Annotated in this window: 19 protein-coding genes; 9 read left to right on the top strand and 10 right to left on the bottom strand. The window is 73.5% G+C overall.

What is annotated here, in order from left to right:
• Positions 1–32: 32 nt before the first annotated feature.
• Both K2F47_RS01695 and K2F47_RS01690 read right to left on the bottom strand, forming a co-directional pair.
• Positions 33–848 carry a resuscitation-promoting factor gene (locus tag K2F47_RS01695; RefSeq protein WP_242900871.1) on the bottom strand — a complete coding sequence of 272 codons (816 nt, stop codon included), beginning with the start codon at positions 846–848 and terminating at the stop codon, positions 33–35.
• Positions 849–964: 116 nt separating this feature from the next.
• Complete coding sequence (locus K2F47_RS01690) at positions 965–1711, bottom strand: FHA domain-containing protein (protein ID WP_242900870.1); 747 nt, start codon at positions 1709–1711, stop codon at positions 965–967.
• Positions 1712–2174: 463 nt separating this feature from the next.
• Here K2F47_RS01690 and K2F47_RS01685 point away from each other — a divergent pair, with 463 nt between their 5' ends.
• On the top strand, positions 2175–3008 hold the full coding sequence (locus K2F47_RS01685; protein ID WP_242900869.1) for a hypothetical protein: 834 nt from the start codon (positions 2175–2177) through the stop codon (positions 3006–3008).
• Positions 3009–3022: 14 nt separating this feature from the next.
• On the opposite strand, the gene K2F47_RS01680 is transcribed toward K2F47_RS01685, so the two are convergent.
• Together K2F47_RS01680 and metG are read right to left on the bottom strand one after the other, a co-directional pair.
• Positions 3023–3847 carry a TatD family hydrolase gene (locus tag K2F47_RS01680; RefSeq protein ID WP_242900868.1) on the bottom strand — a complete coding sequence of 275 codons (825 nt, stop codon included), beginning with the start codon at positions 3845–3847 and terminating at the stop codon, positions 3023–3025.
• Positions 3844–5637: a methionine--tRNA ligase gene (metG, locus tag K2F47_RS01675; RefSeq protein WP_242900867.1), complete on the bottom strand. Its 1794-nt coding sequence runs from the start codon at positions 5635–5637 to the stop codon at positions 3844–3846. The genes K2F47_RS01680 and metG overlap by 4 nt, the downstream gene beginning before the upstream one ends.
• Positions 5638–5967: 330 nt before the next feature.
• On the opposite strand from metG, the gene K2F47_RS01670 reads away from it, so the two are divergent.
• On the top strand, positions 5968–7590 hold the full coding sequence (locus K2F47_RS01670) for a glycosyltransferase family 39 protein (RefSeq protein ID WP_242900866.1): 1623 nt from the start codon (positions 5968–5970) through the stop codon (positions 7588–7590).
• Positions 7591–7592: 2 nt separating this feature from the next.
• Here K2F47_RS01670 and K2F47_RS01665 read toward each other — a convergent pair whose 3' ends face one another.
• Together K2F47_RS01665 and K2F47_RS01660 are read right to left on the bottom strand one after the other, a co-directional pair.
• Positions 7593–9446, bottom strand: a complete 1854-nt coding sequence (locus K2F47_RS01665; protein WP_242900865.1) for a hypothetical protein — start codon at positions 9444–9446, stop codon at positions 7593–7595.
• 219 nt (positions 9447–9665) lie between these two features.
• A complete protein-coding gene (locus K2F47_RS01660; protein ID WP_242900864.1) occupies positions 9666–11027 on the bottom strand; it encodes a glycosyltransferase family 2 protein in 1362 nt (453 codons plus the stop codon).
• 311 nt (positions 11028–11338) lie between these two features.
• Here K2F47_RS01660 and K2F47_RS01655 point away from each other — a divergent pair, with 311 nt between their 5' ends.
• Positions 11339–13183, top strand: a complete 1845-nt coding sequence (locus K2F47_RS01655; RefSeq protein WP_242900863.1) for a glycosyltransferase family protein — start codon at positions 11339–11341, stop codon at positions 13181–13183.
• Between the two features lie 70 nt (positions 13184–13253).
• Here K2F47_RS01655 and K2F47_RS01650 read toward each other — a convergent pair whose 3' ends face one another.
• Complete coding sequence (locus K2F47_RS01650; protein WP_242900862.1) at positions 13254–13556, bottom strand: hypothetical protein; 303 nt, start codon at positions 13554–13556, stop codon at positions 13254–13256.
• A gap of 201 nt (positions 13557–13757) precedes the next feature.
• Complete coding sequence (rsmI, locus tag K2F47_RS01645) at positions 13758–14591, bottom strand: 16S rRNA (cytidine(1402)-2'-O)-methyltransferase (RefSeq protein WP_242902526.1); 834 nt, start codon at positions 14589–14591, stop codon at positions 13758–13760.
• Between the two features lie 146 nt (positions 14592–14737).
• Between rsmI and K2F47_RS01640 the strand changes: the two genes are divergently transcribed.
• Positions 14738–16426: a dolichyl-phosphate-mannose--protein mannosyltransferase gene (locus K2F47_RS01640; protein ID WP_242900861.1), complete on the top strand. Its 1689-nt coding sequence runs from the start codon at positions 14738–14740 to the stop codon at positions 16424–16426.
• A gap of 16 nt (positions 16427–16442) precedes the next feature.
• On the opposite strand, the gene K2F47_RS01635 is transcribed toward K2F47_RS01640, so the two are convergent.
• A complete protein-coding gene (locus K2F47_RS01635; RefSeq protein WP_242900860.1) occupies positions 16443–17714 on the bottom strand; it encodes an MFS transporter in 1272 nt (423 codons plus the stop codon).
• Between the two features lie 94 nt (positions 17715–17808).
• Between K2F47_RS01635 and K2F47_RS01630 the strand changes: the two genes are divergently transcribed.
• Positions 17809–18813 (top strand): LacI family DNA-binding transcriptional regulator, encoded by a 1005-nt coding sequence (locus K2F47_RS01630; protein ID WP_242900859.1) that lies wholly within the window; start codon positions 17809–17811, stop codon positions 18811–18813.
• Positions 18814–18845: 32 nt separating this feature from the next.
• Positions 18846–19877 (top strand): magnesium transporter CorA family protein, encoded by a 1032-nt coding sequence (locus tag K2F47_RS01625; protein WP_242900858.1) that lies wholly within the window; start codon positions 18846–18848, stop codon positions 19875–19877.
• On the opposite strand, the gene K2F47_RS01620 is transcribed toward K2F47_RS01625, so the two are convergent.
• Positions 19874–21544, bottom strand: coding sequence for a penicillin-binding transpeptidase domain-containing protein (locus tag K2F47_RS01620; RefSeq protein WP_242900857.1), 1671 nt, complete (start codon positions 21542–21544; stop codon positions 19874–19876). The two genes, K2F47_RS01625 and K2F47_RS01620, sit on opposite strands and share 4 nt — an antisense overlap.
• Positions 21545–21669: 125 nt before the next feature.
• Here K2F47_RS01620 and K2F47_RS01615 point away from each other — a divergent pair, with 125 nt between their 5' ends.
• The 3 genes from K2F47_RS01615 (at position 21670) to K2F47_RS01605 (ending at position 26467) form a co-directional block, all read left to right on the top strand.
• A complete protein-coding gene (locus K2F47_RS01615) occupies positions 21670–22623 on the top strand; it encodes a LysR family transcriptional regulator (RefSeq protein WP_242900856.1) in 954 nt (317 codons plus the stop codon).
• Positions 22620–23573, top strand: a complete 954-nt coding sequence (locus K2F47_RS01610; protein WP_242900855.1) for a serine hydrolase — start codon at positions 22620–22622, stop codon at positions 23571–23573. Before K2F47_RS01615 ends, K2F47_RS01610 begins: the two co-directional genes overlap by 4 nt.
• A gap of 197 nt (positions 23574–23770) precedes the next feature.
• Positions 23771–26467, top strand: a complete 2697-nt coding sequence (locus K2F47_RS01605) for an AAA family ATPase (RefSeq protein ID WP_242900854.1) — start codon at positions 23771–23773, stop codon at positions 26465–26467.
• Positions 26468–26485 lie beyond the last annotated feature (18 nt).

Raw genomic sequence — 26485 nt, 5'->3', positions numbered from 1 at the left:
CGCTATATGGAGCTATATGCAGCAGAGCGATGTCAGGAGAACAGGAAACGTCCGCAGTTGGGCCACTGGCCCTGCCAGCGCCCGTTCACCTTGTTGTAGAGGAGCTGGGCCCGGTAGGTCTGCTCGCCCGGGCTCGCGTCCGACGGCTTACCCGAGCCCCCGACAGACGCCCACGACTGCATCGAGAACTGGTACAGCCCGTAGTACCCGGCCGGGTTGACCGCCTTCGGGTTGTTGTGCGACTCGCAGTTGGCGAGGCCGCTCCAGTTCAGCCGGGCCGCCGAGCCCCCGGCCGCCGACTGCGGCCCGACCGCGAGGATGCGCGCGACCGGCTTGCGCTTGACCTTCTCGGAGATGACCGCCTTGACCTTCTTGCCCTTGCGCCGGACGTAGGCGGTCCGCACGATCTTCAGCCCGGGCTTGCCCTTGCGCAGCTCCTTCTCGCTGAAGGGCGGCACCGACGAGCTCTTCTTGCGGATGGTCGGCGCCGCGACCGTGACGACCTTGGTCACCGGGGCCGACAGCAGCCGCACCACCTTGATCGTCGCCCCGGCGGGCCGGTCGCGCGGCGGCGCGACGAGGTCGTGCGGGCCGAGCGCGATCTTCGCCTGGTCGAGGACCTGCTGGACGGTCGTCCCCGTCGTCATCGTCTCGGTCTTCTTCTTGTCGACCACGATGACGACCTTGCGCGGCGCGGGGGCGCTGGTGCGCGGCGCGTCCGCGACGGGGGCCGCGCCCTCGGGCTTGGCCGCCCCGCCGCCTCCTCCGCCGCCGCCACCGCACGCGGCGGCCAGCAGCGCCGTCACCAGCAGGACGGGAACCGCAGGGGTCGTGGGGGCTCGACGCACCGTTTCCTCCAGGGCCGGCCGGGCTCGGGGGCGCCCGTTCCGGCCAGAGAGTAGAGCCAACCGGCGGTGGCCGCCACCTCCTCGGCCCCGAAGGTCGCTTCCGGGCACCCCCGCTCTCACCCCTGCGCGGCGGCTCCGGCGGCTCCGGCGGGCGGCAGCAGCACGAGATGCTCGTCGCGGACGAGGTTGAAGCGCAGCGCCAGCGACACCAGCGCGGCGCGCTGCCAGTCGGCCTTGGCGGCGCGGCCGTCCGGCGCGGGGTCCTTGACGCGCAGCTTCGCCGAGGCCAGGTAGTCGATGTGGAAGTTGACGGCGGCGCGGGTGAGGCCGCCGCGTCCCGGGGCGTCGCCGAGCCGTTCGATGATCTCCGGGACGGTGGGGATCACGACGCTGGCGGGGTCGCGGAGCCGGGGCTCGCACAGGGCGACGAGCACGAGGAAGTACTTGGCGCCGACGTCCAGCGGGTAGGGGATGGCGGTGGCGTCGCCGCCGGTGGGCTCGGGCGCGTCCGGGTCGGCGTACATCTGGGCGGGCGCGAAGACGAGGAACGACACCGTGCCGGTGCCCGCCGGGATCAGCACGCGGGAGAACTCGAACGGGACCGGCATGTCGAGCCGCCGGGGGCGGGCGCTCAGGTACTCCCCCGCGCCCTCGGGGTTCTCGACGACGTAGGTCGCGGTGCGGCTGAGGTTGCTGATCAACCAGTAGCCGTCCATGGCGCGGACGCGTCCGGCGACGCGGGAGACGGCGGGGTCGGCGAGCCTCAGCCCGGCGGACGGGTCGCGCCCGAACGTCAGCTCGCCGCCGGGCGCCACCTCGGTCGAGCGCGCGTCGCCCTCCCGCTGGACGATGATGCCCGGCATCGGCGGCTCCTACCGGACGGGACGGGAACGATCCACGCCACCCTATAACCTTCCAGGTTGCCCCTCGCCCGTCCATTCAGCAGGATTGTCCATTGGCGCGGGCCCAGGTGCGCGCCGCCGATTCCCCGCATCGGTCGAAAGCCACGTGCAGAACGAACCCGGCGGTACCTCGGAGCGTCGAAACCTCCAGGGCGCCGGGCCTACTCGAACACCGGGGGACCCATGAACGGCAACCGCAGGACCAGCCCTCCCGCCCTTACCACACCTCTCGCCGTCGCACCGGCGCGCCATTTCTGAGCCATTGCCGACACGGCACACGATTCCACGGAACCGGCGCCGGAAATAGTGCGTCGATTTCACCGGGACCGGCCCGGAGCGGCCGGGGCGGAGACACATCCGCCGCCCCGGCTCCCGGCCGGACGGGGCGCGCGGGGAACCCGGGCACCGATCGGAGGTCGTCACGATGTGGTCTGAGATCCCGGACGCGCTGGCCGGCCTGCTCGCCGGGCCGCTCGCGGTCGCGGGCGCCGCGAAGGCGCTCGTCCCGTCCGGGCGGCTGGTGTGGCCGTTCCGGCAGGGGCCGCTGCGCCCGCCCTGGGGGCCCCGGCTGACGGGCATCGCGGAGCTCACCCTCGCGGTGGCGGTCGTCGCGCTCCCGACCGGGCCCGCGGCGGCCGTCGTGCTCGCCGCCTACACGGCGCTCACCGGTATCGCCTACCAGCTGCGGGGGCAGCGCTGCGTGTGCTTCGGCCCGGCGCGGCTCGCGTCCGTCGGGCGCGTCCACGTCGGCGCCAACGCGGCGGCGGCCGGGCTCGCCCTGATCGCGCTCGCCGCGTCCGAGGGCGCGGAGTCCAGCCTCGCCGTCCGGCTCGGGGCGGCGGCCACCGCGGCCGTCGCGACGGTCGCCGCCGTCCTGCTGATCGACCGCCGCGCGGACGGAGAGCACACCACCCGGTCCCCCGGCGGCACCCGAACCCCCGAGGAGGCCCCGGCCGCTGTGGAGCCCTGCCCCGAGGAGATCACGGGCGTGCGGGTCTACCTGACCGAGGGGTGCCCGTCCTGCCGGGTCCTCGGCCGCCTGCTGGAGACCGTCGACCCCGCCCGCCGCGCGGCCGTCACCACCGTCCTCGCCGGACGCGGCGACACGCTCCCCGAGCCGCTGACCGGCCTCGGCTTCCCCTGCGCGGTCGGGATCGGCGCGTCCGGCGCGCCGGTGTGCGACCCGGCCGAGGGCGTCGGCGCCGTCAAGGCGCTCGTCGACCGGGTCGCCGTCCGCGCCGCCGCGGACTCCCACTGATCACCGGCCCGCCGTCACCAGGGGCCGAAGACCCGCTCGCCGTTCGCCGCGATCGCGGTGCACAGCTCCGCCACGTCCACGCCCTTGATCTCGGCCATCGCGCGGACGGTGTGCGGGATCAGGTACGAGGCGTTCGGCTTGCCCCGGTGCGGGACCGGCGTGAGGAACGGCGCGTCGGTCTCCACCAGCACCAGGTCGAGCGGGGCCGCCTTCAGCGCCGCGCGCAGCGGGTCGGCGTTCTTGAACGTGACGTTCCCGGCGAAGCTCATCACGTACCCGCGTTCGGCACAGACCGCCGCCATCCGCTCGTCGCCGGAGAAGCAGTGGAAGACGACCTTCTCGGGCGCGCCCTCCTCCAGCAGGATCGCGAGGACGTCGTCGTGCGCCTCCCGGTCGTGGATGACCAGGGCCTTGCCGGTGCGCTTGGCGATGTCGACGTGCGCGCGGAACGCGGTGTGCTGGTCGTCCTGGCCCGCCCGGTCGCGGTAGTAGTCGAGCCCGGTCTCGCCGATCGCGCGCACCTTGGGGTGCGCGGCCATCGCCGCGATGTCGTCCAGCACGGCGCGGGAGATCCCCGCCGTCTCGTTCGGGTGGATCGCGACCGCCGCGTACACGTCGTCGAACTCGGCGGCGGTGTCGACAGCGAACCGGGAGGACGGCAGGTCGCAGCCGATCGTGACGATCCGCGTCACGCCCGCCGCCTTCGCCGCCGCGAGCTGCTCCTCCACCGGCGTCTCGACGATGTCGAGATGGCAGTGGCTGTCGAGGACGTCGACGGGGAGCCGCTCGGGCAGCGGCGGGAAGGACCGGGCCGCCTGCCCGTCCTGGTCGTCGCTCACGGCTGCTCCAGGCGGGCGAGCTCCTCGTCCACCACGGACGCGTCGAGCTTCTTGAACAGCGGCGCCGGCTTGGCCAGCGGGACGCCCGGCCGGATCGGCACCGACTCCCAGCGCGCCTTCGTCGCGTAGTCGCCGGTGAGGATGCGGTAGTCGGGGCCGCCCTCCTCCGACACCGTCTGGATCTCCGGCATGCCGCTCCACTCGCCCTCGCCGCCGAGCATCTCGAACACCTTCTGCGAGGTGTTCGGCAGGAACGGCGTGAGCAGCGACTTCGCGTCGTCGACGACCTGGAGCGTCGTGTGCAGGATCGACCCGACGCGGGCCGGGTCGTCCTTGAGCTTCCACGGCGCCTGGTCGGACAGGTAGCGGTTGGCGTCCCGGACGACGTCCAGCGCCTCGGTGATCGCGTTCTTGAACCGCGACCGCCCGAGCTCCGCGCCGACCGCGCCGAACCCGGCGCGGCTGCGCTCCAGCAGCGCCCGGTCGGCGTCGGTGAGGTCGCCGGCCTCGGGAATCGCGCCGAAGTTCTTCGCGGCGAGGTTCACCGACCGGTTGACCAGGTTGCCCCAGGCCGCGACCAGCTCGTCGTTGTTGCGGCGGACGAACTCGGCCCAGGTGAAGTCGGTGTCCTGGTTCTCCGGGCCCGCGATCGCGACGTAGTAGCGCAGCGCGTCCACGTCGTAGCGCTCGAGGAAGTCCTTCACGTAGATGACGACCTGCCGGGACGAGGAGAACTTGCGGCCCTCCATCGTCAGGAACTCCGACGACACCACCTCGGTCGGGATGTTCAGCGCGCCCCGCGAGCCGGGCGTGCCGCCCTTGTCTCCCTGGCCGCTGTAGCCGAGCAGCATCGCCGGCCAGATCTCGGCGTGGAAGACGATGTTGTCCTTGCCCATGAAGTAGTACGACAGGGCGTCCGGGTCCTGCCACCAGGCGCGCCAGGCCTCCGGGTCGCCGGAGCGCCGCGCCCACTCCACCGACGCGGTGAAGTACCCGGCGACCGCGTCGAACCACACGTACAGCCGCTTCGCCGGGTTGTCGCGCCAGCCGTCCAGCGGGATCGGGATGCCCCAGTCGAGGTCGCGGCTGATCGCCCGCGGCTGCATGTCGTCCAGCAGGTTGAGGGCGAACTTCAGCACGTTCGGCCGCCAGTCGCCCTGCTTGCCGCGCAGGTAGCGGCCGAGGACGTCGGTGAAGGCGGGCAGGTCGAGCATGAAGTGCTCGGTCTCGACGAACTTCGGCTTCTCGCCGTTGATCCGGCTCACCGGGTTGATCAGGTCGATCGGGTCGAGCTGGTTGCCGCAGTTGTCGCACTGGTCGCCGCGCGCGCCGTCGTACCCGCAGATCGGGCAGGTGCCCTCGATGTAGCGGTCGGGCAGCGTCCGCCCGGTGGACGGGGAGATCGCGCCCATCGTCGTCCGCTCGAAGATGTACCCGTTGTTGTACAGGCCCGTGAAGAGCTCCTGAACGACCGCGTAGTGGTTGCGGGTCGTGGTGCGGGTGAACAGGTCGTAGGTCATGCCGAGGCTGTGCAGGTCCTCGGCGATGATCCCGCTGTAGCGGTCGGCCAGCTCGCGGGCCGTCACGCCCTCCTTGTCGGCCTGCACCTGGATCGGCGTCCCGTGCTCGTCGGTGCCGCTCACCATCAGGACCTTGTTGCCCGCCATCCGCTGGTAGCGGCTGAACATGTCGGCGGGCAGCGCGAATCCGGAGACGTGCCCGATGTGACGGGGCCCGTTGGCGTACGGCCAGGCGGGCGCGGTCAAGATGTGTCGGCTTGACGAGGACATGGAATCAAGGGTAGTCGCCATGGACCCCCGCGCCGCACGAATATCGCCCACGCACCGCCCGCGTATCGCCCGCGAGTCGCCCGCGAGCGCCGGGCGGCCGCCCCGCGAGCCGGAAGGTCCCCCGGTTGGAAGGTTCCTGAGAATCCCGGACCGGACGACCCGGAACGCCCCGGGACGCGAGTAGCCTGGTCCGGCGCTCCGGGGCCCCGGCCCTCCCGGCGAGCACGTTCGGCGGGCACGTCCGGCAGGTACGGCGGACCCGGCGCCCCGGCGGCCACGGCACCGCCGCTCGTCCAGGCGGAGATCTACCTAGCGAGGCAGTAGCGAGGCATGGCCCAGACCACGGCCGGGGAGCCGGACGTCCAGCAGGGAACGAGCGGCGCCGAGCGCGCCGGGATGTACCGCCGATGGACCGGCCGGGCGCTGCGCCGCGTCCGGCGGACGCGGCGGGTCGTCTGGCTCACGCTCCTCGTCGCGGCGGCCACCGTGCTCGCCCAGTGGGCGATCATGACGCCGCCGCTGTACTTCGACCCGTACTACGTGTGGCTCGGCGCCCGCGACTGGCCCGACATCCCGCTTTCGCAGTGGCCGTTCGACGAGGTCCCGCACCAGGTGACGCGGATCGGGCTGGTGCTGCCCGCGCGGCTCGTCCAGGAGGTCCTCGGGCCGGGGCAGGCGTCCTATTTCGTGATCGCGGCGCTCGGCGGCTGCGCGTTCTTCGCCGGGTCCTATCTGCTCGTCCGGTCGCTGTTCGGCGACGTGGCGGGCGTCCTCGCGGTAGCGGCGCTGCTGGTCAACCCGCTGTTCACGATGACCAACCCCTACGGCCACGACGTCACCTGGTCGACCGGCGTGATGCTGCCCGACATGCCGGGCGCGGGGCTGTTCACGATCGGGATGGCGGGCCTGGTCGTCGCGAGCCGCCGGACGGGCCGCGCCCAGACCCGGATGCTGGTCGCCGCCGGGCTGTTCCTCGCGTCGGCGTTCCTCGTCCGGGAGTTCCTGGCGTTCCTGTTCCTGCCGATCCCGCTGTACCTGTGGCTGCTGCGCATCCCGTGGCGGCGCAACGTCACGCTCGCGCTGCCGATGCTGGCGGTGCTGGTGGTCAACCTCGTCCACAACGCTGTGGTGTGGGGCGATCCGCTGGCGGGGCTGATGTCGGCGGCCGAGCACGGCGGCCAGTCCCGCGACTACGTGACCCGCGAGCTCGCGCTGCGCTCGTTCATCCGCGCAATGCACGACTGGCAGCCGCTCGGCACGGTGTTCGCCGGCGCGCTGGTGCTGACCGTGATCGGCTTCGCCGTCACCCGCGACCGGCGGCTCGCGCTCGTGCTGGTGTGGTTCTTCACGCTCGCCGTCCCGATCACGGCGCTGTCGGGCGTCCTCGACCCGAACAGCATCTCGCTCCGGGCGTGGCTGCCGCGCTACTGGTTCGCGGTGCTGCCCGCGCTGCTGGCGGGGGCGTTCGGGTCGGTGATCCTGATGGCCCGGATGCTGCCGGACGGCCTGGCGCGGAAACTGCGCGTCCGCACGGTCCTCGCGCCGCTGCTGGTGGTGGCGCTCGGCGGGACGTACGCGGCGGCGTCCGTGCGCGCCGTCCCCGAGCTGCCCCGCGACACGGCGTGGAGCGAGCTGCGCGGCTATCTCGGGAAGCATGACGAGATCCGGCTGATCTGCGCCGACCGGCGGCTCGCGCAGACGCTCACGTTCTACACCCGCGACGTCTGGGGCGACCCGATCTGGCACGGCGAGATCCGCGACTTCCCGCACTACGTGCCGCAGATCCCGCGCGACGCCTTCGAGGGGCCGATGCTCTACACGCGCTGGCGCGGCCAGGAGTCGCCGATCGGCGCCGGCTGGCGGCCGCGGCCGTCGCGCGGCTGGCGGCTGCTGTGGCGCTCGTCCGACAACGTCCTCCAGCTGTGGAACCCGCCGCCCGGCGCGACCCGCTGAGGTCAGCCGCGGGTCCAGGCGACCCAGTCGCCCTCGGGTGAGCGGCGGCTGTCGACGACCTTCCAGCCGGCGGGGGCGCCGTGCGGCCAGGACGCCTCAGGGGGACGGTGCTTGGGCCAGCGCAGGACGATCATGTCCACGTCCTGCGGGGGCTCGGTCCAGCGGGCGTTGAACAGGCTCCCGTCGCCCCACCAGGCCCAGTAGTAGTGCGAGAGCCGGATCGTCCACGGGACGTTCCAGTCGAGCGCGATCGAGCGGGTGTGCTCCAGGTCGGCGCTGCCCCGGATGTCGGTGTAGGCGGTCGTGCTACGGACGAGCGGGCGCGCGATCCGGTCGGTCGCGGTGACCGTCATCGCGAGCGCGACCGTGGCCAACAGCCCCGCGAGCATCAGCGGGCCCCACCGCCGCGACAGCGTCGTGAGGACGGCGAGGCCGAGCAGGACGAGCCCCGCGAGCGTCGCCTGCAACAGCCGGAACGAGTTCCAGTCCCAGGTCAGGAACGAGGTCTCGGGGAAGTCGTAGCGGGTGAAGGTGTAGCGGGCGAGCCGGTCGCCCGCGTACCACCGGACGACGCACGTCGCCAGCACGGTCGCGGTGCCCGCCGCGGCGACCGCGCACAGCAGCGTCCGGCGCGAGGCGCGCAGCAGCACCGCGACGCCGACCGCGAACAGGATCGGGGTGACGCAGGCGAGGTAGCGGCCGTAGACGTAGTTGCCGACGCGGTACTCGTCGGGCAGCGCGCCCGAGGTCGCGAACGCGATCCCCGCGACGATCGCGAGGATCGACAGCGCGAGCGCCCGCAGCCGCCCTGGGGTGCCGCGCCGCGCCGCCGCGAACCCGACCGTGACGAGGCCGACCGCGGCGATCCCGCCGGTCGCGACGCACTGGTACCAGACCTGGCCGGTGCCGAGTGACAGCGTCCAGCCGAGCCCGTCGGGGGTGGTGAGCCGCCGGGCGAGGTTGCCGCCCAGATTGTTGTCGCCGTCTGGGTACAGGTGCGGCAGCAGCGAATGGTTCAGGACGGTCCCGGCGGCCGTCCCCGCGCCCGCGACGAGCGCCGCGAGGGCCGCGCCGCGCCAGTGCCGCCACCGGCACACCACGGCGACCGCCAGCAGCGCGCCGTGCACGACGAGGAAGATGGCGCCGCGCGTGTGCGAGGTGTAGGCGAACGCGACGAGCAGCGACGCGCCCACCCCGTACAGCGGCACGCGGCGGGACGAGCGCTCCCCCTTCGTGTACGGCGCCGTCAGCCACGCGTGCACCAGCAGCAGCCAGCCGAGCAGCACGACCGGCAGCACCGCGTCGGTCAGCACGAACTCGGAGTAGAACACCACGCCAGGCAGCAGCGCCGTCACATGCCCGAACACATACGACCAGCGGGGCCGCACGCGCAGCGCGCGCAGCAGCAGGTAGGCCAGCGGCAGCATCGCGGCGCTGACCAGCGCGTTGATCACCAGCGCGCAGCGGTAGACGGTGACGGGGTCGTCGGCGAGCCAGTACGCGGGCACCAGCAGCAGCGGGTACCCGCCCCGGTAGACCGTCCCGTAGGACAGGTCGGCGTCGGCGCCGCCGGTCATCACCCGGGCGGCGAACAGGTAGCCCGCCTCGTCCGGGATCGCGACCGGCATGCTCTGCCCGGACGCGAGCCACACCCGCACCGCGACCTGCGCCAGCCAGCCGAGCAGGAACAGCCAGAACCAGCGGCGGCGCGCCCGCGCCGGGGCGGTGCCCGTGCGCTTGGGGGCGGTGAGCACGTCGCGCAGGGGCCGGCGGGTGACGGCCGCCGTGTTCGCCGTGCCCGCCCCGGTGGTGCCGCCGGTGCCGCCGCTGGGCGGCGGCTTGGTGCCCGTGCTCATCGGGGAGGTCCGCCGCGGTGAGGTCCGGCGCGGTGACGGCGGACGGTCAGGGAAGGAAGATCCATCGCCGTGCAAGCCTGTCACAGCGGGAACGGGGCATCACCGGCGACCCGGAAACGTTCAGGGAGTTCTCGGTTTCCGGTACCGGTCACCGCCCCGGCCCGCGAGGCGGCGCGAGACCGCCCGGGGAAGCCCCGGGGAGCGGCCCGGGGAACCGGCTCAGCCCTCGGCCTTGCCGCCCGTCTCGACGGACTCGCCCTCCTCCGCGGACGCGGTGCCGGTGGACTCGCCGCCCCCGGCGGCCGAATCGTCGTCGGACTGGGCGGCGTCGGCCCTGGTGAGGCCGCCCTCGACGGCCCTGCGCTCGCCCGCGACCTTCGCGGCGGCCGCGTCGACGACGCCGGCGGCCTCCTCGGTCGGGTCGACCAGCGGCGGGTGCTGGCGGCGGCGGATGCCGAGGATGCTGACGAACAGCGAGGCGAAGATGGCCTGGAGGCTCATCACCAGCGCGGTCGCGGCCGGGACGACGATGCGCAGCGAGTGCCGGGGGTCGAGTTCGCCGAAGCTGTTGACGCGCCAGTGCAGCAGCGAGGCGACCAGGCCGCCGAGGCCGGCGACCGCGAGCAGCCCGCCGAGCAGCAGCCCGCGCTCCAGGCTCCACCAGTCGATGATCTTCTGGACCCGCCGGTCGTGCGGGAGGAACCCCTCCTGCATCGCGTAGACCTTGGTGAGCAGCGCGAACAGCACCGCCTGGAAGCCGATCACCAGCGCGGCGGACGCGCCGACCAGCGTGTCGACGTCGAAGGCGATGTCGCCGACGGTGACCGGGCCGGTCGAGAGCGCGATCCCCGCGAGCAGCCCGAGCGTCATGAACACGAGGCCGGGGATGAGGAACAGCCAGCGCGGGCTGTAGAGCATGAGGAAGCGCAGGTGGCGCCAGCCGTCCCGCCAGGTGTTGAGGTGCGGGGCGCGGGTACGTCCGTCCGGCGACAGCGTGGTCGGGACCTCGCGGATGTCGTACTTCTGGAGGGTGGCCTTGACGACCATCTCACTCGCGAACTCCATGCCGCCGGTCTGGAGGCCGAGCCGCAGGATCGACTCCTTGTTGAAGGCCCGCAGCCCGCAGTGGAAGTCGCCGATCTTGCTGCGGAAGAACAGCCGGCCGACGAAGCTCAGCACCGGGTTGCCGAGGTAGCGGTGCAGCGGCGGCATGGCGCCGGGCGCGATGCCGCCCTTGAACCGGTTGCCCATGACGAGGTCGGCGCCGTCGCGCAGCTCGTCCACGAACGGGCCGAGGGTGGCGAAGTCGTAGGAGTCGTCGGCGTCGCCCATCGCGACGTAGCGGCCGCGCGCGGCGCGGATGCCGCCCATCAGCGCGTTGCCGTACCCCTTGTCGATCACCGGCACGACCCGGGCGCCGGCGTCGCGGGCGAGCTGCTGGCTGCCGTCGGTGCTGCCGTTGTCGGCGATGACCACCTCGCCGTCGATGCCGCTTTCCTCAAAGAAGCGGATCGTCTTGCGGACGCAGGTCTCGACCGTTTCCGCCTCGTTCAGGCATGGCATCACTACGGAGAGTTCCACGCGATCTCCTTCGTTACCCCTGGTGACCGTCTGCGGTGTTTACCATGAATCTCATCTGTATTCCGCCGAGCGGCTCAATCGGTTCATGATGCCTGCCGGGAACGGAGGATGCCGGGCACTCCCCACAAGAGCGCCCGTATCGTGTTGCTCACTTGCAACCGAAAAACCATCCTCGGCCACGGTCGCGGGCGGCAGGCTAGGACGTCAAGCATACGGGCACAGCGGCCCGGAAAGGTTGGGTCGGCTGTGACGCTCGCGGGAAACGCACTGCCACCAGGTGGAACATCAGGCATCGAAGGGGAGGTGCGGTAGTGGCGGGGGAATCGCCGCACGGCACCGTACTCGACGGGGGCGCGCCGGACCAGGCCGCGCTCGACGAGGCGGCAGGGGACGCCGCGTCCGGCGACACGCCCGGCCGCACGGCGACGGTCACCAATTCCGCGACCGAGGTTGAATCGGCTCCCGGAACGGGCACTGACCTCGAAAAAGACACGGACGCGAAGGGCGGGGACGGGGAGCCGTCCGCCGCGGACGATCCGTCCGCGCGGGAGGACGAGGGCCGCCAGGGCCGCGCCGCCGAACTGTGGGCGAAACTGTGGGCGACGGTACGGCGACACCCCGCGTTCGCTGTGATCATCACCACAGCGGCGCTGCTGCGGCTGGTCGCGATGATCGGCTACCAGCCCGCGATGTACTTCAACGACACCTTCGACTACCTGCACGTCGCGATGCGGCCGTACCCGCACCCGCTGCGTCCGGACGGCTACTCGTTCCTGCTGATCGCGCTGAAGCCGTTCCACAGCTTCGCGCTCGTCGTGCTCGTCCAGCACCTGATAGGTCTCGCGATGGGCGCGATGATCTACGTGCTGCTGCGCCGCAGGTTCCGGCTGCCCGGCTGGGGCGCCGCGCTCGCCACCGTGCCGGTGCTGCTGGACGGCTACCAGATCCAGCTCGAAGAGCTCGTCCTGTCCGACACGATGTTCACCTTCCTGGTGATGTGCGCGGTGACGCTGCTGCTCTGGCGCGACCGCCCGACCTGGAAGATCGCGGCCTCGGTGGGGCTCATCATCGCGCTCGCGTGGCTGACCCGGTCGGTCGGCATGCCGGTGCTGCTCGGCGTGCTCGCCTACATGCTGGTGCGGCGCAGCGGCTGGCGGCTCATCGCCGTGACGCTCGTCGCGTGCGTGCTGCCCGTCATCGCCTACATGGGCTGGTACAAGGCCGAGACCGGCAAGTTCGCGATCACCGAGAGCAACGGCATCTTCCTGTACTCGCGGGTCTACAAGTTCGCCGACTGCCACAAGATCCACGACCTGCCGGTCGAGGAGTACGCGCTGTGCACCGAGCAGGTGAACCGGCTGCCGAACTCCCAGGACGGCATCTGGAACAAGGGATCGCCCCTCAACCGCTACACCGGCGAGCGGTTCAGTCCCGAGAACAACAAGCTGACCAACGACTTCTCCAAGCGGGCGATCCTCGCGCAGCCCGTCGACTACGCGCGGGTCGTCGCGCACGACTTCCTCAAGGTGTTCCGCTGGGAGCGCACCGTCTTCCCCGACGAGGCCACCTACAACCAGTACGAGTTCCGCAAGGCGAGCAGCAGGCCGCTGCCCGAATGGCAGATGGGCTCCGGCATGACCGCCGCGCAGGAGGCCAGTGCCTACGAGCGCGGCAACGCCCGCACCCGCGTCGTCGAACCGTTCGCCGGGTTGATCCGGGGCTACCAGGATCACGTCTTCCTGCGCGGGACGATGCTCGCCGCCATCCTTGCGGTCGGGCTCGCCGGGATGGTCCCGCTGTGGCGGCGGTTCGGCGGCATGGCGTTCCTGCCGTGGACGCTCGGGGTCGGGCTGCTGCTCGCGCCCGCCGCCACCGCCGAGTTCGACTACCGGTACGTGCTGCCCGCCGTCCCGCTGGCCGCGCTCGCCGCCGGGATGACGTTCTCCCTGGACGCCAGGGCGGGCTTCGGCACGCTGGCGCGCCGCGTCCGCCGGATCGGCCGCCCGGACGGCGGTACGGACGGCGGTACGGACGGCGGCACGGAGAGCGGCGCGGTGACCTCGGACCCGGCGGCCGAGGACGTGACCGCGGACGTGACCGCGGACGAGAGCCCCGCACAGGACGACGGGGACGCCACGCCCGCCCCCGCGACCTGATACCGGGTCGCGGGGCGCGCCGACGGAGCGGACGCCCCGGCGAGAGGGGCGTCCGGACGGCTGGAGCGTTCTACCAGGCGTGCAACCGGCGGAGGTGGAAGACCATCGCCACGTCGCCGTTGGCGCGGGCCTTCGGCACCTCGGCGTGCCTGCCGAGCGGCTTGGAGAATACTTTGATGTTCTGGCTCTGGCAGTTGGGGCAGACGTGGTCGGTCCAGGGCGTCGTACAGCGCTGGCCGCCCCGCTCGTAGACCGCGGCCTCGCCGCCGTGCCCGTCGTCGTAGTGACGGACCTCGAACTGCTCGTCCCAGGTCGTCATGCAGGCCAGACATTCATAGACCCACATCTCGTGGCCTGACCATGTGTCATGCATGGCCCTCATCCCCTTGTGACGCCGGGTGCGCAGGCGTCGCGCAGCGCGTCGATCCCATTGCGCTTCATCCCCTATTCACCCCGAACAGGTGGCCCGACCAGTTATTCCCCGGATCTGGTGGTTGGACCACTCGGGAGGGGGTGTCGATAAGGTGCGTGTTTCCTGGCCTCACGCCCAGCGCGACTACGGAGCGTGACCGACCTATCCCCTGGCCTGGACGACGGCGTCGTAGACGACCCGCTTGGGCACGCCGTTCTCCTTGGCGATCTCCAGGATCGCCTGCTTGCGCGGGGTTCCCGCGTCCTCCCGGACGGCCACGGCGGCGGCCAGGTCGGCCGGTTCCGACAGCCCCTCGGGCTCGGGCGCGCCGCCGACCACCACCGTGATCTCGCCGCGCACGCCGTCCCGCGCCCAGTCCGCGAGATCGCCGAGCGGGCCCCGGCGGACCTCCTCGTAGGTCTTGGTCAGCTCCCGGCAGACCGCCGCCGGACGGTCCGCGCCGAACGCGTCCGCCATCGCGGCGAGGGTCTCCTCCAGCCGGTGCGGCGCCTCGAAGAACACCATCGTGCGCGGCTCCCGGGCGAGGGCGTCCAGGCGCCGGGCCCGCTCCCCCCGCTTGCGCGGCGGGAACCCCTCGAAGCAGAACCGGTCGGTGGGCAGGCCGGAGACGACCAGCGCGGTCGTCACGGCGGACGGCCCCGGCAGCACCGACACCGGCACCCCCTCCGCCACCGCCGCGCGCACGAGCCGGTACCCCGGGTCCGACACGCCCGGCATCCCCGCGTCGGTGATCACCAGGACGTCGCGTCCGGCCAGCAGCTCGGCCAGCAGTTCCTCGGCGCGGGCCCGCTCGTTCTGGTCGTAGTAGGACACGACCCGCGCCGACAGCTCGACGCCGAGGTCGCCCGCGAGCCGCCGCAGCCGCCGGGTGTCCTCGGCGGCGATCACGGGGGTGCCCGCCAGCGCCGCCCGGAGCCGCTCCGACGCGTCCTCGGGCCGCCCGATCGGCGCCGCCCCCAGCAGCAAGGTCCCCATCACGCCGCCATTGTCCCATCGGACCGGTCCCGCGGGCCCCGCCCGTCTTATCGGCACCGGTCCCCCGGCCCCCGCCCGGGCGGGCGGTTCGTCCGGCGCGGTGGAGATCGCCTGATGCCGCCGGAGACCGCCCGTACGATTGCAGGATGGCGACGACGGAACTGGTAGCCGCCCCGCTGGGCGCACTCCGGCGGCGGACCCCCACCCCCCGGGAGTGGCTCGCCCCCGCGATACCCGGGAGCGCGCTGCTCGGCTGGGCCGGGCCGCTGCTGGTCACGGCGCTCGCGGGCTTCCTGCGCTTCTACCGGCTGGGGTCGCCGCACGCGGTGGTCTTCGACGAGACCTACTACGCCAAGGACGCGCTGGCGCTGTGGAAGTTCGGCTGGGAGCACAACACGGTCGACAACGCCGACAAGATGCTCATCGCCGACAAGCACGCCGACATCTGGGGGGACGGGCCGTCCTTCGTCGCGCACCCGCCGGCGGGCAAGTGGATGATCGCGATCGGCGAGTGGCTGTTCGGCGCGACGCCGTTCGGGTGGCGGTTCGTCCCGGCGCTGGTCGGGACGCTGTCGGTGCTGATCCTGTGCCGTCTCGCGCGGCGGATGACCGGCTCGACGCTGCTCGGCTGCGCCGCCGGGCTGCTGCTGGCGCTGGACGGCCTCCAGTTCGTCACGAGCCGGGCCGCGCTGCTCGACATCTTCGTGATGTTCTGGATCCTCGCCGGGTTCGCCTGCCTGGTGAACGACCGCGACCGCTCCCGCCGCCAGCTGGCGGAGCGGATCGAGGCCGGTGACCCCTCCCCCTACGGGCCGTTCCTCCTGCACGGGTGGCGCTGGGCGGCCGGGGTCTGCCTCGGCCTCGCCTGCGCCACCAAGTGGACGGGCGTCTTCTACATCGCCGCGTTCGGCCTGATGGTCGTGCTGTGGGACTACGGCGCCCGCCGCGCCGCCGCCGTCCGGCAGCCGTTCGCCGGGACCGTGCTGCTGGAGGCCGGGCCCGCGTTCGTCCAGCTCGTCGTCGTCGCGGTGGTGACCTACCTGGCGTCCTGGTGGGGGTGGATCTTCAAGCCGGGCGGCTGGGGACGCGGCGAGGTGGCGGGCAACCCGCTGTGGCGGCCGTTCGAGGCGATGCCCGACCTGTGGCGCTACCACAAGGAGATGCTGCACTTCCACACCGGCCTGGACGCCTCGCACCCCTACCAGTCCTGGCCGTGGGACTGGCCGATCCTGCGCCGCCCGGTCGCGTTCTTCTACAACGAGCCCAAGACCGGCTGCGGCGCCGCCCGCTGCTCCCGGGAGATCCTCGGCATCGGCACGCCCGCGCTGTGGTGGGGCGCGCTGGCCGCCCTCGTCGGCGTCCTGCTGCTGTGGCTGATCCTGCGCGACTGGCGCGCGGGCGCGATCGTGCTGGGCTTCCTCGCGGGCTGGCTGACCTGGTTCCCGTCGGCGTTCGCCGACCGCACGATGTTCCTGTTCTACGCGACGCCGATGATCCCGTTCATGGTCCTCGCCGTGGTGCTGGTGCTGGGCTATCTGATCGGCCCGGCGTCGACGGTGATGGGCGCGCACGCCGCGTCCGTCCCCCGCGCGGATCCGGCCGACGCCGACAGGTTCGGCTACGCGCTGGACGACGTCCCGGAAGCCTCCGGAGCGACCGCGACCCGCGTCCAGCACCCCCCGGCGAGCCTGCGCCGCGTCATCGGCGCCGCCGCGGCGGGCGCGTTCCTGCTGGTGGTGCTGGCGAACTTCGCCTACTTCTATCCGATCCTCGCCGCGCAGACGCTCCCCTACGACGACTGGCACGCCCGGATCTGGTTCGGCACCTGGGTCTGATGTCCTCGAACGCCTGCTAGGCGGCTTCCTCGGCCTGGTCGGGGCGCCAGTCCGGGGTGTCCTGGACGGGGCGGAGCGTCCGCCCGCCCGCCAGGCAGATCGCGAGGGCCAGCGCGCCGCCGCCGCCCGCGCCCGCGAACGCGCCGGGGACGCCCGCGAGGTCCTCGCCGAGTCCGGCGACGGCCGAGCCGAGCGAGCTGCCCGCGCCGACCGCCGCGACCACCCACGCGAACGCCTCGGTGACGGTGCCGCTGGGGGCGAGCCGGTCCACGAGCGTGAAGCTGCACGCGAGCGTGGGCGCGAGGAACACGCCGCTGGCGAACGCGAGCGCCGCCATCGCCGCGAGGCCCGGCGCGAGGACGAGCGGGACGTATCCTGCGGCGAGCGCGGCCATCAGCCAGGGCAGCCGCCGGTGCGGCTCGCCGAGCCAGCGGCGGGCGCCGTAGCCGAGGCCGCCGACCAGCGCGCCCGCCGCCATGCAGGCCAGCAGCAGCCCGGACGCGACGCCCGAGTCGAGCCGCTCGGCGTAGGCGACGACCGCGACCGCGTACACGCCGAGCGCGATCCCGGCGCACGCGAGCGACGTCAGCAGGACGCGCAGCCCCGGCGAGCGCAGCGGCCCGGCCCAGTCGGCGGCGCGCGGCGCGCCCCGCCACCGCCGGGACGGCCCGGACAGCGCGACCGCCAGCGTCCCGGCGACGCCGAGCAGCCCGGTCAGCAGCAGCGCGGCCTCGGTGTCGACCGCCGCCGCCGCGACCACGATCAGCGGCCCGGCGGTGAACAGGATCTCCTGCGCGGCGGCGTCGAGCGCGTAGGCGGCGTCGACCTGCTCGGGGCCGTCCAGGACGTCCGGCCAGAGCGCGCGCAGCCCGGCCTCCAGTGGCGGGGTCGCGAAACCGGCGACGGACACCGCCGCGACCGCCAGCGGGAGCGGCGCGGCGCCGACCGCCGCGAAGGCCGCGAACCCGGCGGCGGACGCGACGGCGGCCGGGAGCAGCACGCGGGTCTGGCCGAGCCGGTCCATCGCGCGGCCGAGGACGGGCTGCCCCGCCGCCATCGCGAGCCCGAGCAGCGCGGCGAGCGTGCCCGCGAGGGGGTAGCCGCCGCCGTCCGCGCGGACGTGCAGGACGACCGCGAGCATGCCCATGCCGTTCGGCAGGCGGCCGAGCAGGGTGCCGCCGAGGAGCCGGCCCGCGTGGGGGCGGCGCAGGAACTCGACGTAGGCGCGCATCCGGCCCCCGGGGTGGGTGAGGTCGTTCAGGTCATACGTAGTACTCGGGGCAATCATACGTACCACCCGACATCCCGGCCCTACTCTGGGGAAGTTCCGTGACCGTCAGGTGACCGCGACGGCCGTCAGGTGATCGCACAGGGAGGCGCAGGTGCCCGCGACCAGCCGTCCCACCAGCAAGGACGTGGCGCACGAGGCCGGGGTCTCGCAGTCCACGGTCTCGCTGGTGCTGGGCGGGAAATGGTCGGGCCGTATCTCCCCCGCGACGGCGGCGAGCGTGCGGGAGGCCGCCGAGCGGCTCGGCTACCGGCCGAACCAGGCGGCGCGGAACCTGCGCCTCGGCACCACCCGCACCGTCCTGCTCATGGTGCCGACGCTCACCGCCCCGTTCTTCGGGCCCGTCCACACCGGCGCGGTGCGGGTCGCGGCGCGGCACGGCTTCGGCGTCGTCGCCTACGTGTGGCCGGACGACGCGGCGCGCCCCGCCGGGAGCCCGTTCGCGGCGCCGCGCGAGGCGATCGACGGCATCCTCGCGTCCTCGATGGAGGTCGAGGCGCTCGCGGAGTTCCGAGGGACGCCCGCCGTGATGCTCGACAGCGACCCGTCCGGCCCGGTGCCGACGGTCGGGTTCGGCGTCGCGGACGGGATGCGCTCGCTCGCCGCGCACCTCGTCGCGCTCGGCCACCGCCGGATCGGGCACGTCGCGGCGGCCGTCGACCAGTGGACGTTCCGCGCCCGCGCCGACGCGCTCGCCGCCGTGACCGCGCGCGCCGGCGGAACCCTGACCCGGGCCGCGTGCGCGATCGAGGTCGGCGCCGCCCGCGAGGCCGCCGCGCGGCTGCTCGCCCACCCCGACCGGCCGACCGCGCTCGTCTGCGACGACGACCTGCTCGCCGCGGGCGCCTACAAGGCGGCGCGGGCGCTCGGCCTGGACGTCCCGTCCGACCTGTCGGTCACCGGGTTCGACGACGTGCTGCTGGCGACGGCGCTGGAGCCGGAGCTGACCACCGTCCGGCTCCCCGCCGAGGACCTGGGCGCGCGGGGCATGGAGGCGCTGCTGGAGCTGCTGGACGGCGGCCGCCCGGCCCGCCGCGTCCTGCGCGGCCAGCTGGTCGTGCGCGGCTCCACCGCTCCACCCGCGCGCACCGCCCGCTGAGTCGAAAGCGATGGTGGGGTATAGAGGGGCCCATGGGATCCCATCCGTCCGAGACCGATGTCGCGCACCCCGGCAACCGCATCGGCGGCGCGCCGCCGCGCACCAGAGCCTGGCTGGACGGGAGGGTCGAGGCGGAGGGGTTCCCGGTCGCCGAAGTGAGCGACTACCTGGAGCGGCCGGACGTCGTCGTCTGGCTCGACCTGTGCGCGCCGCGCCACGAGGACCTGCGGGTGATCAGCGAGGAGCTGGGGCTCGACCACGTCGCGGTGGAGGACGCGGTGTCCCGGCACGAGCGCGCCAAGTTCGACCGGTACCAGGGGTATGCGTTCCTCAACGCCTACATCCCGGAGGTGAAGGACGGCGACCTCGTCCTGTACGAGGTGTCGGCGTTCCTGTCCGAGCGGGCGCTCGTGACCATCCGGCAGGACCCGGGCATCGACATCGACGCGCTGATCCGCCGCTGGGACGAGGGGCTCGGCGGCGACCTCGCCGGGACCGGCGCCGCGTACCTGCTCTACGGGCTGCTCGACATGATCGTCGACCTCCAGCTGGCCGCGGCGACGGCGCTGGACGACGCGGGCGACGAGGTCGAGGAGCTCGTGTTCGACGAGAGCTTCCCGGTCAAGGAGATGCAGCTGCGCAGCTACCAGCTGCGCAAGAACCTCGTCGCGCTGCGGCGGGTGGCGCTGCCGATGCGCGAGGTCGTCAACACGCTGCTGCGCCGTGACCTGCGGCTCGTCCCGCCCGCGCTGGTGCCCTACTTCCAGGACGTCTACGACCACACGCTGCGCGTCGCCGAGTCGACCGACGGGCTGCGCGACCTGGTCGCGAACCTCATCGACACGCGGCTGGCGCTCCAGGGCAACCGGATGAACGAGGTGATGAAGAAGGTCACGAGCTGGGCGGCGATCATCGCGGTCCCGACCGCCGTGACCGGCTTCTACGGGCAGAACGTCCCCTATCCCGGCTTCTCCCAGCACGACGGGTTCGTGGTCAGCACCATCGTCATCATCGTGTGCAGCGTCGGCCTGTACCTGGTCTTCAAGCGGCGCGACTGGCTCTAGCGCCTGCCTTGACCACGGGCCCCCTTCAAGAACGCGGCGGCGATGGGGGCGGCGGCTTCGGCGCCGGTGCCGCCGCCCTCGACGATCACCGCGAACGCCAGGTCGCCCCGGTAGCCGACGAACCACGCGTGGGTCGGCGGGTTCCTGCCCTCTCCGAACTCGGCCGTGCCGGTCTTGCCCGCCGTCCCTGACGGGAAGTCCACGCCGGACGCGGTGCCCTCGCTGACGACGGCGGGCATCAGCGAGTGCAGGGCGGCCTTCACCGCGGGCTCCAGCGGGTGCGGCGGCTCGGGACGGCGGCTCCCGGCGTCGGCGGCCTTGCCGGCGAGCGAGGCGTCCACCAGGCGCGGCGAGCGCCAGGTGCCGTTCGCGGCGGCGGCCGCGATGCTCGCCATGTTGAGCGGGCTGGTCAGCACCTCGCCCTGCCCGAACGAGGCGGCGGCGAAGGCCGTGTCGTCCTTGGGCGCGGGGAACGCGGCGCGGACGGCGGGCAGCCCGCCGACGATCGGCGCGTTGAACCCGAACTGGGCCGCGAGCTGCGTCACCCGCTTCACGCCGAGCTTGTCGACGGCGAGGCGCGCGAACGTGGTGTTGCACGAGTGCGCGAACGCCTCGCGGAGCGGGACCGTCCCGAAGTCCTCGTGGTGGTAGTTGTGGAACGAGCGGCCGCCGACGGACGTGGTGGCCGGGCACGGGACCGGCGTCCGCGCGTCCATGCCCCCGGCGACCAGCGCCGCCGCCGTGACGATCTTGAAGGTCGAGCCGGGCGGGTAACGGCCCATCAGCGCCCGGTTGTAGCCGCCCGGCTTGTTCGCGACCGCGAGGACCTCGCCCGTGGACGGGCGGAGCGCGACCAGCGAGGCGGGCTTGGCGGCACTCGCCAGCGCCTCCCCCGCCGCCTTCTGCGTCGCGGGGTCGAGCGTCGTCCGCAGCGGCTTCCCGTCGGTGCCGCCGAACCGCTGGAGCGTCTTCACCGGCGTGCCGTCCGCGCCGACGATCTGCACGGCGAGCGCGGGCGTCCCGGCGAGGCGCCGCTCGTACTGCTTCTGAAGGCCCTCGGCGCCGATCGTGTCGCCCGCCCGGTACGGGGCGCCGAGCTTCCTGGCGGCCTCGGCGGACGCGGCGCCGAGCGGCCCGACGAGCTGCTGCACCGATCCCGACGGCGAGCCGCCGAGATCGCTGCCGTCCGCCGCCGAGATGCCCGCCCGCGTCGGCCAGGTCCGGGCGGCGCGGAGCCGCTGCCCTTCCTTCAGCGTCGGGTACACGACCTCCGGCGACCAGCGGACGCGCCACTTCCCGCCGCGCTCGACCAGCGGAAGCTGCCCGGAGTACGTCCACGTCCGGGACCCGGCGAGGGTCAGGTCGGCGCCGTAGGACGAACCGGCCCTCCCGTCCTTGGGACGTCCGACCGACGCGACCGTGTACCGCTGCCGCGAGACGCCGAGGTCGTCGCGCATCCGCGCGAACCGCTGCTCGAAGTCGGCGGGCGGGCCGTCGGTCAGCGTCCGCATCGCGGCGAGGTCGCCCCTGCTCCAGGCGGCGAGGTAGCGTTCCACGGTGCCGCGCGGGCCCTCCCCGTCCCGCAGGAACCACACCGCGCCCGCCCCCGCGAACACGGCCACCGCCGCGACCGCCGCGACGAGCCCCCAACGCGATCGGCGCGTCATCGGCCTCCCCCTCCGTCCACGGCGCCCCCGTTGACACCGCCGCCATAGGACACCATCCGACCAGCGAAAAGTCCAAGATTGATATCGCTCTCGCAGCCATATGGACTTTGATATCGTCCTCTTCCGTGAACCTGGTGGGGCATCTGCGGTGCTTCGTCGTGGTCGCCGAGGAACTGCACTTCGGCCGCGCGGCGGAACGGCTCGGCATGGCCCAGCCGCCGCTGAGCCAGCGGATCCAGCGCCTGGAGAAGGAGCTCGGCGTGCGGCTGTTCGACCGCTCCAGCCGGAAGGTGGAGCTGACCGCCCCCGGCGCCCTGCTGCTGGACGAGGCGCGTGACATCCTCGCCCGCGTGGACCGCGTCTACTCCGTCGCCGAGCGGGCGCGGCTCGGCGAGGCCCGCGCGGTGCGGGCCGGGCTGCCGAGCGACCTCGGCGGCCCGATCGTCGCCGCGCTGATCGCCGCGTTCCGGGAGCGCCGCCCCGACCTGCGGCTCGACCTGCGCGAGACGGGCACGGCCGAGCAGGTCCGCGCGCTCGCCGAGGGCGCGCTGGACGCGGGCGTGCTCCGGCACCCGTGCGCCGCGCGCGACCTGGAGTTCGGGCCGATGCTGGGCCAGCCCCTCGGCGTCCTGCTCCCGGACGGCGCCGCCCCCGCCGGCGAGGTGCGCCTGGCCGACCTCGACGCCCACGATCTCGTCACGTTCCCGCGCGAGGAGGCGCCCGGCAGCTACGACGAGCTGCTGGCGGCCTGCCGCAGGCACGGGTACGCGCCGCCCGCCGTCCACGAGGCCCGGCACCCGCAGTTCGCGGTCGGGCTCGTCCTCGCCGGGACGGCGGTGGCGCTCGTCCCGCGCCCCGCCGACGGGCCGACGCCCGGCGTCGTCTGGCGGCCGCTCGCGGGCGAGCCGCTGTCGCTGCGCACCTCGTGCGCGTGGCGCACCCCCGACCCGCCCGACGGCGTCGCCGACTTCGCCGCCGTCGCGACCGCCGTGCTGCGCCGCGAGGCGGGCATGACGCCGCTGGACCGCGCGCCCGCCCGCCGCGTCGTCCCGCGCCCGTCGTCGGGGTTCCTGGCATGAGCGCGCCAGAACAGGCCGGACGGGCCGGGCGGAGCACCGCCGGACGGAAGACCACCGGACGGAACACGACCGGGACGAGCGGGATCGAGGCGGCGTTCCGCGACGCGGGCGTGACCGGGTACCTGCACGCGACCGACATCGACACCGGACGGGAGGTCGGGCTCCGCGCCGACGCGCCGGTCGTCCTCGCGTCGGTGTTCAAGGTGCCGCTGCTCGTCGCGTTCTACCGGCAGGTCGCCGGCGGCGTGCTCGACCCGACCGAGCAGCTCACGCTGCGCCCGCAGGACCGCACCGCCGGGCCGACCGGGCTGTCGGCGCTGCTCGACGAGGTGCGGGTGTCGCTGCGCGACCTCGCCTGCCTCATGATCACCGTCAGCGACAACGCGTCCGCGGACGTGCTGCTGGAGCGGGTCGGGCTGGACGCGGTCAACGCCACCGCGGCCGAACTCGGCCTCCCCCGCACGCGCGTCGAGGGCAGCGGGCGGGACCTGTTCGAGACGCTGCTCGCCGACGCGGAGGCCGACAGCTTCGGCGAGGTGTGGGCGCGGCTCGACGAGCCCGGCGTGCTCGACCGGCTGCGCGCCCTCGACCCCGTCCTGACCAGCCGCAGCACCCCGCGCGAGATGACCCGGCTGCTCGGCGCCGTCTGGCGGGACGAGGCCGCCCCCGCCGCCGAGTGCGCGGCGATGCGGCGGCTGTTCGGCCTCCAGGTCTGGCCGCACCGGCTGTCGTCGGGGTTCCCGTTCGACGACGTCGTGGTCAGCGGCAAGACCGGGACGCTCCCGACGATCCGCAACGAGGTCGGCGTCGTGGAGTACCCCGACGGCGGCCGGTACGCCGTCGCCGTCTTCACCCGCTCGCTGCTGCCCAACGCCGTCCTGCCGCAGGCGGACGCGGTGATCGGCACCGCCGCGCGGCTCGCCGTCGAGTCGCTGCGCCGCACCCCGTGAACGCGCGCCGCACCCGCGCCGCACACGCGGCGCCGAAAAGGTTTCGGTGCGACGTGTGATACCCGTCACTGACGCCGCCTGGTGCGTCGTGGAAACGTGCTCGTCCCAATACCCGTGCCGCACCTGACCGCTAAACCAGCACCCCCTACGGAAACGTAGGCTGTACCTCTGCTTTGATCACTCTTGGGGAGAATGCGTTGCGGCTGCCGGAGCATCTGGAGCTACTGCTCACCGACGAGCCGGTGCTCGACGTCTACGCCTACGGCCCGTGGCGGGTCCCGGACGGGCTGTTCGAGGAGATCGCCGCGCGGATCGACGCGCTGGCCGCCGACCCGCGCGCCGTCGACCTCACCACCGACGAGCACAAGCTGCTGACGCTGCCCGCCTCGCTGGTCACCGCGGAGATCTTCGGCATCCTGGCGTTCCTGCCCGGCGGCGGCGCGATCAAGGCGGGCTCGTGGTCGCAGCTCCCCGAGCGGCTGCTGAACCGGCACCTGGTCAACCCCGGCCCGCTCAGCACCCGCATGACCCGCTGGGACGCGCCGGGCGGCCGGTGGCGGCCACCGGTCGACTGGCTGGTCGAGGCGCCCGACCGGGAGCTGGCGATCGAGCTGGCCCGCGAGTGCCTCGGCGTCCTGGAGGGCATCGAGCCGCTGGACGAGCGGCGCCGCGCGCTGCTGCGGCTCTACGACGACCCGCCCGCGTGCGATGTGAACCTGCCGAAGATGGAGCTGCGCGAGCACTGGCACGCGCACGCCGACGACGCGGCGATCGCGTCCATCCCCGAGCTGCTCGGCCCGGTCGGCTACCTGGAGTGGGTGTGCGCCGGGCTGCTCGCCGCCTACGAGCACCTGACGAACGTCGCGCCGCGCGAGGAGTCCGTCGAGTCGCACCTGATCCAGCTGCTGCTCCAGGGCAGCCTGGAGCACGTCCCGGCGGAGCTGGCGGTCGCGCTCGGCGAGGACCGCTACCGCGAGTTGCAGCAGCGGTTCAGCGGCGAGCGGCGCGGGTTCAAGGCGGGCGCGTGGCAGGAGCAGACGCGGGCGTGGCTGGTCCGCGCGCTGGTGTCGGGCGCGGCGGACGCGTGCCGGGCCTGGCTCGACATGGCGATGCGGTTCGTCGCGATCGTGCAGGGCCTGCCGGGCGACCCGTGGTTCCCGAAGGCCGAGTGGATTCCCGTCGGGCAGTTCCAGACCGACCTGCGGCGGCTGTACGCGCCGCGCCGCCACGTCGTGAACCCGCTGATCGAAGGGCTGCGGGTGACCTCCGGCACGGCGGTCGCCGCCCCGGCGGCGCGTCCCGAGCTGGCGACGTCGCTGGTCGGGCAGCCGGAGGTGACGGCGGCGCTGGACGAGCTGACCCGCGGCAAGGAGCCCGTCCGGCTGCTGCTCGCCGGCCCCGACGGCACCGGCAAGCGGGACGCGGCGCAGGAGCTCGGCAAGGCGCTCGCGCTCAGCCGCGACCCGCTGTGGGTCACCGACAACCTGTTCTCCGGGCAGCGGCTCTCGGACGCGGTCGCCAAGCTGCACGCCGACGCCCGCGACTGCGCCGGCGACCGGCTGCTGATCATCGAGGGGCTGGACGGCGTCGTCGCCGACCCCGGCAACGGCGAGGCGCTCGCCGCCGAGCTGCACCGGTTGCTGGCCGTCCACCCCGACCTCCAGGTCGTCGCGCTGTGCGACACCGGCGGCGACGAGCGCATCCGCGAGATCAACCCCGTCCTGCCGCAGCGGTTCCGGATCGCGCGGACCCGGCCGTTCGACGCGGCCGGGCACGCCGAGCTGTTCCGCCGCGCGCTGGACAGGCACGGCGTCCGCGCGACGCGGCACGCGATCGAGGCGGCGGGCGCGCTGCTGGAGGCGACCCCGCCGACCCAGACGCTCCGCAACGCGCGCCTCGCGCCGCACCTCGCCGACCAGGTCGTCGCCGCCGTCAAGGCGCGGACGGCCGAGGGCGCGGAGCTGGTCGTCCGCAAGCAGGACGTCCCCGAGACGCTCGACACCGCGCAGTCCATCGGCAACCCGCTCGCCGAGCTGCGCGACCTCACCGGCCTGGAGACCGTCAAGCACGAGATCGCGCTGCTGGTCGCGGGCACGCACGCGGCGCGGCTGCGCGGCGAGTCCGGGCTGCGGATCACGCCGCCGACCCGGCACATGGTGTTCACCGGCAACCCCGGCACCGGCAAGACGATGGTGGCGCGGCTGCTCGGCCGCATCTACCGGCGGCTCGGCGTGCTCTCGTCGGGGCACCTCGTCGAGGCGTCCCGCGCGCACCTGGTCGGGGAGTACATCGGGCAGACCGCGCCGCGCACCCGGCGGCTGGTGGAGCGCGCGATCGGCGGCGTGCTGTTCATCGACGAGGCGTACACGCTGACGCAGTCGCCGCTGAAGGGCGACTACGGCCACGAGGCCATCGCCGAACTGGTCAAACTGATGGAGGACCACCGCGAGGACCTCGTCGTCATCGTCGCCGGATACCAGCAGGAGATGGCCGAGTTCCTCGCCGCCAACCCGGGGCTGGACTCGCGCTTCCCCAAGCAGCTGCACTTCCCCGACTACACCGACGACCAGCTGCTGACGGTGTTCGAGCAGCTCGCCGCCGCCGACGGCTTCCGCCTCGCCGACGGCACGCACGAGGTGCTGCGCTCGATGCTGCGCCGGGCGCCGCGCGGCCCGTCCTTCGGCAACGGCCGCCTGATGCGCAACATGCTGGACGTCGCGGTCGCGAACCAGGCCGACCGGGTCGCCTCCGCCGCCGTCACCGCCAGGCGGGCGGCGAAGAAGGGCGACAAGCCGCCGCGGACGCCGTCCAAGAAGGAGTTGATCACGCTCACCGCCGAGGACCTGCCGCCGCTGCTGGACCACCCCGAGGAGTTCTTCGGCCTCTACCTCTAGCCGAGGTCATATGTGGGT

The organism is Actinomadura terrae, from assembly GCF_022751215.1.
Taxonomy (GTDB): Bacteria; Actinomycetota; Actinomycetes; order Streptosporangiales; family Streptosporangiaceae; genus Spirillospora; species Spirillospora terrae.
Note: the sequence above shows the minus strand (reverse complement) of the source record. Positions and strands in the feature narration are given on the sequence as shown.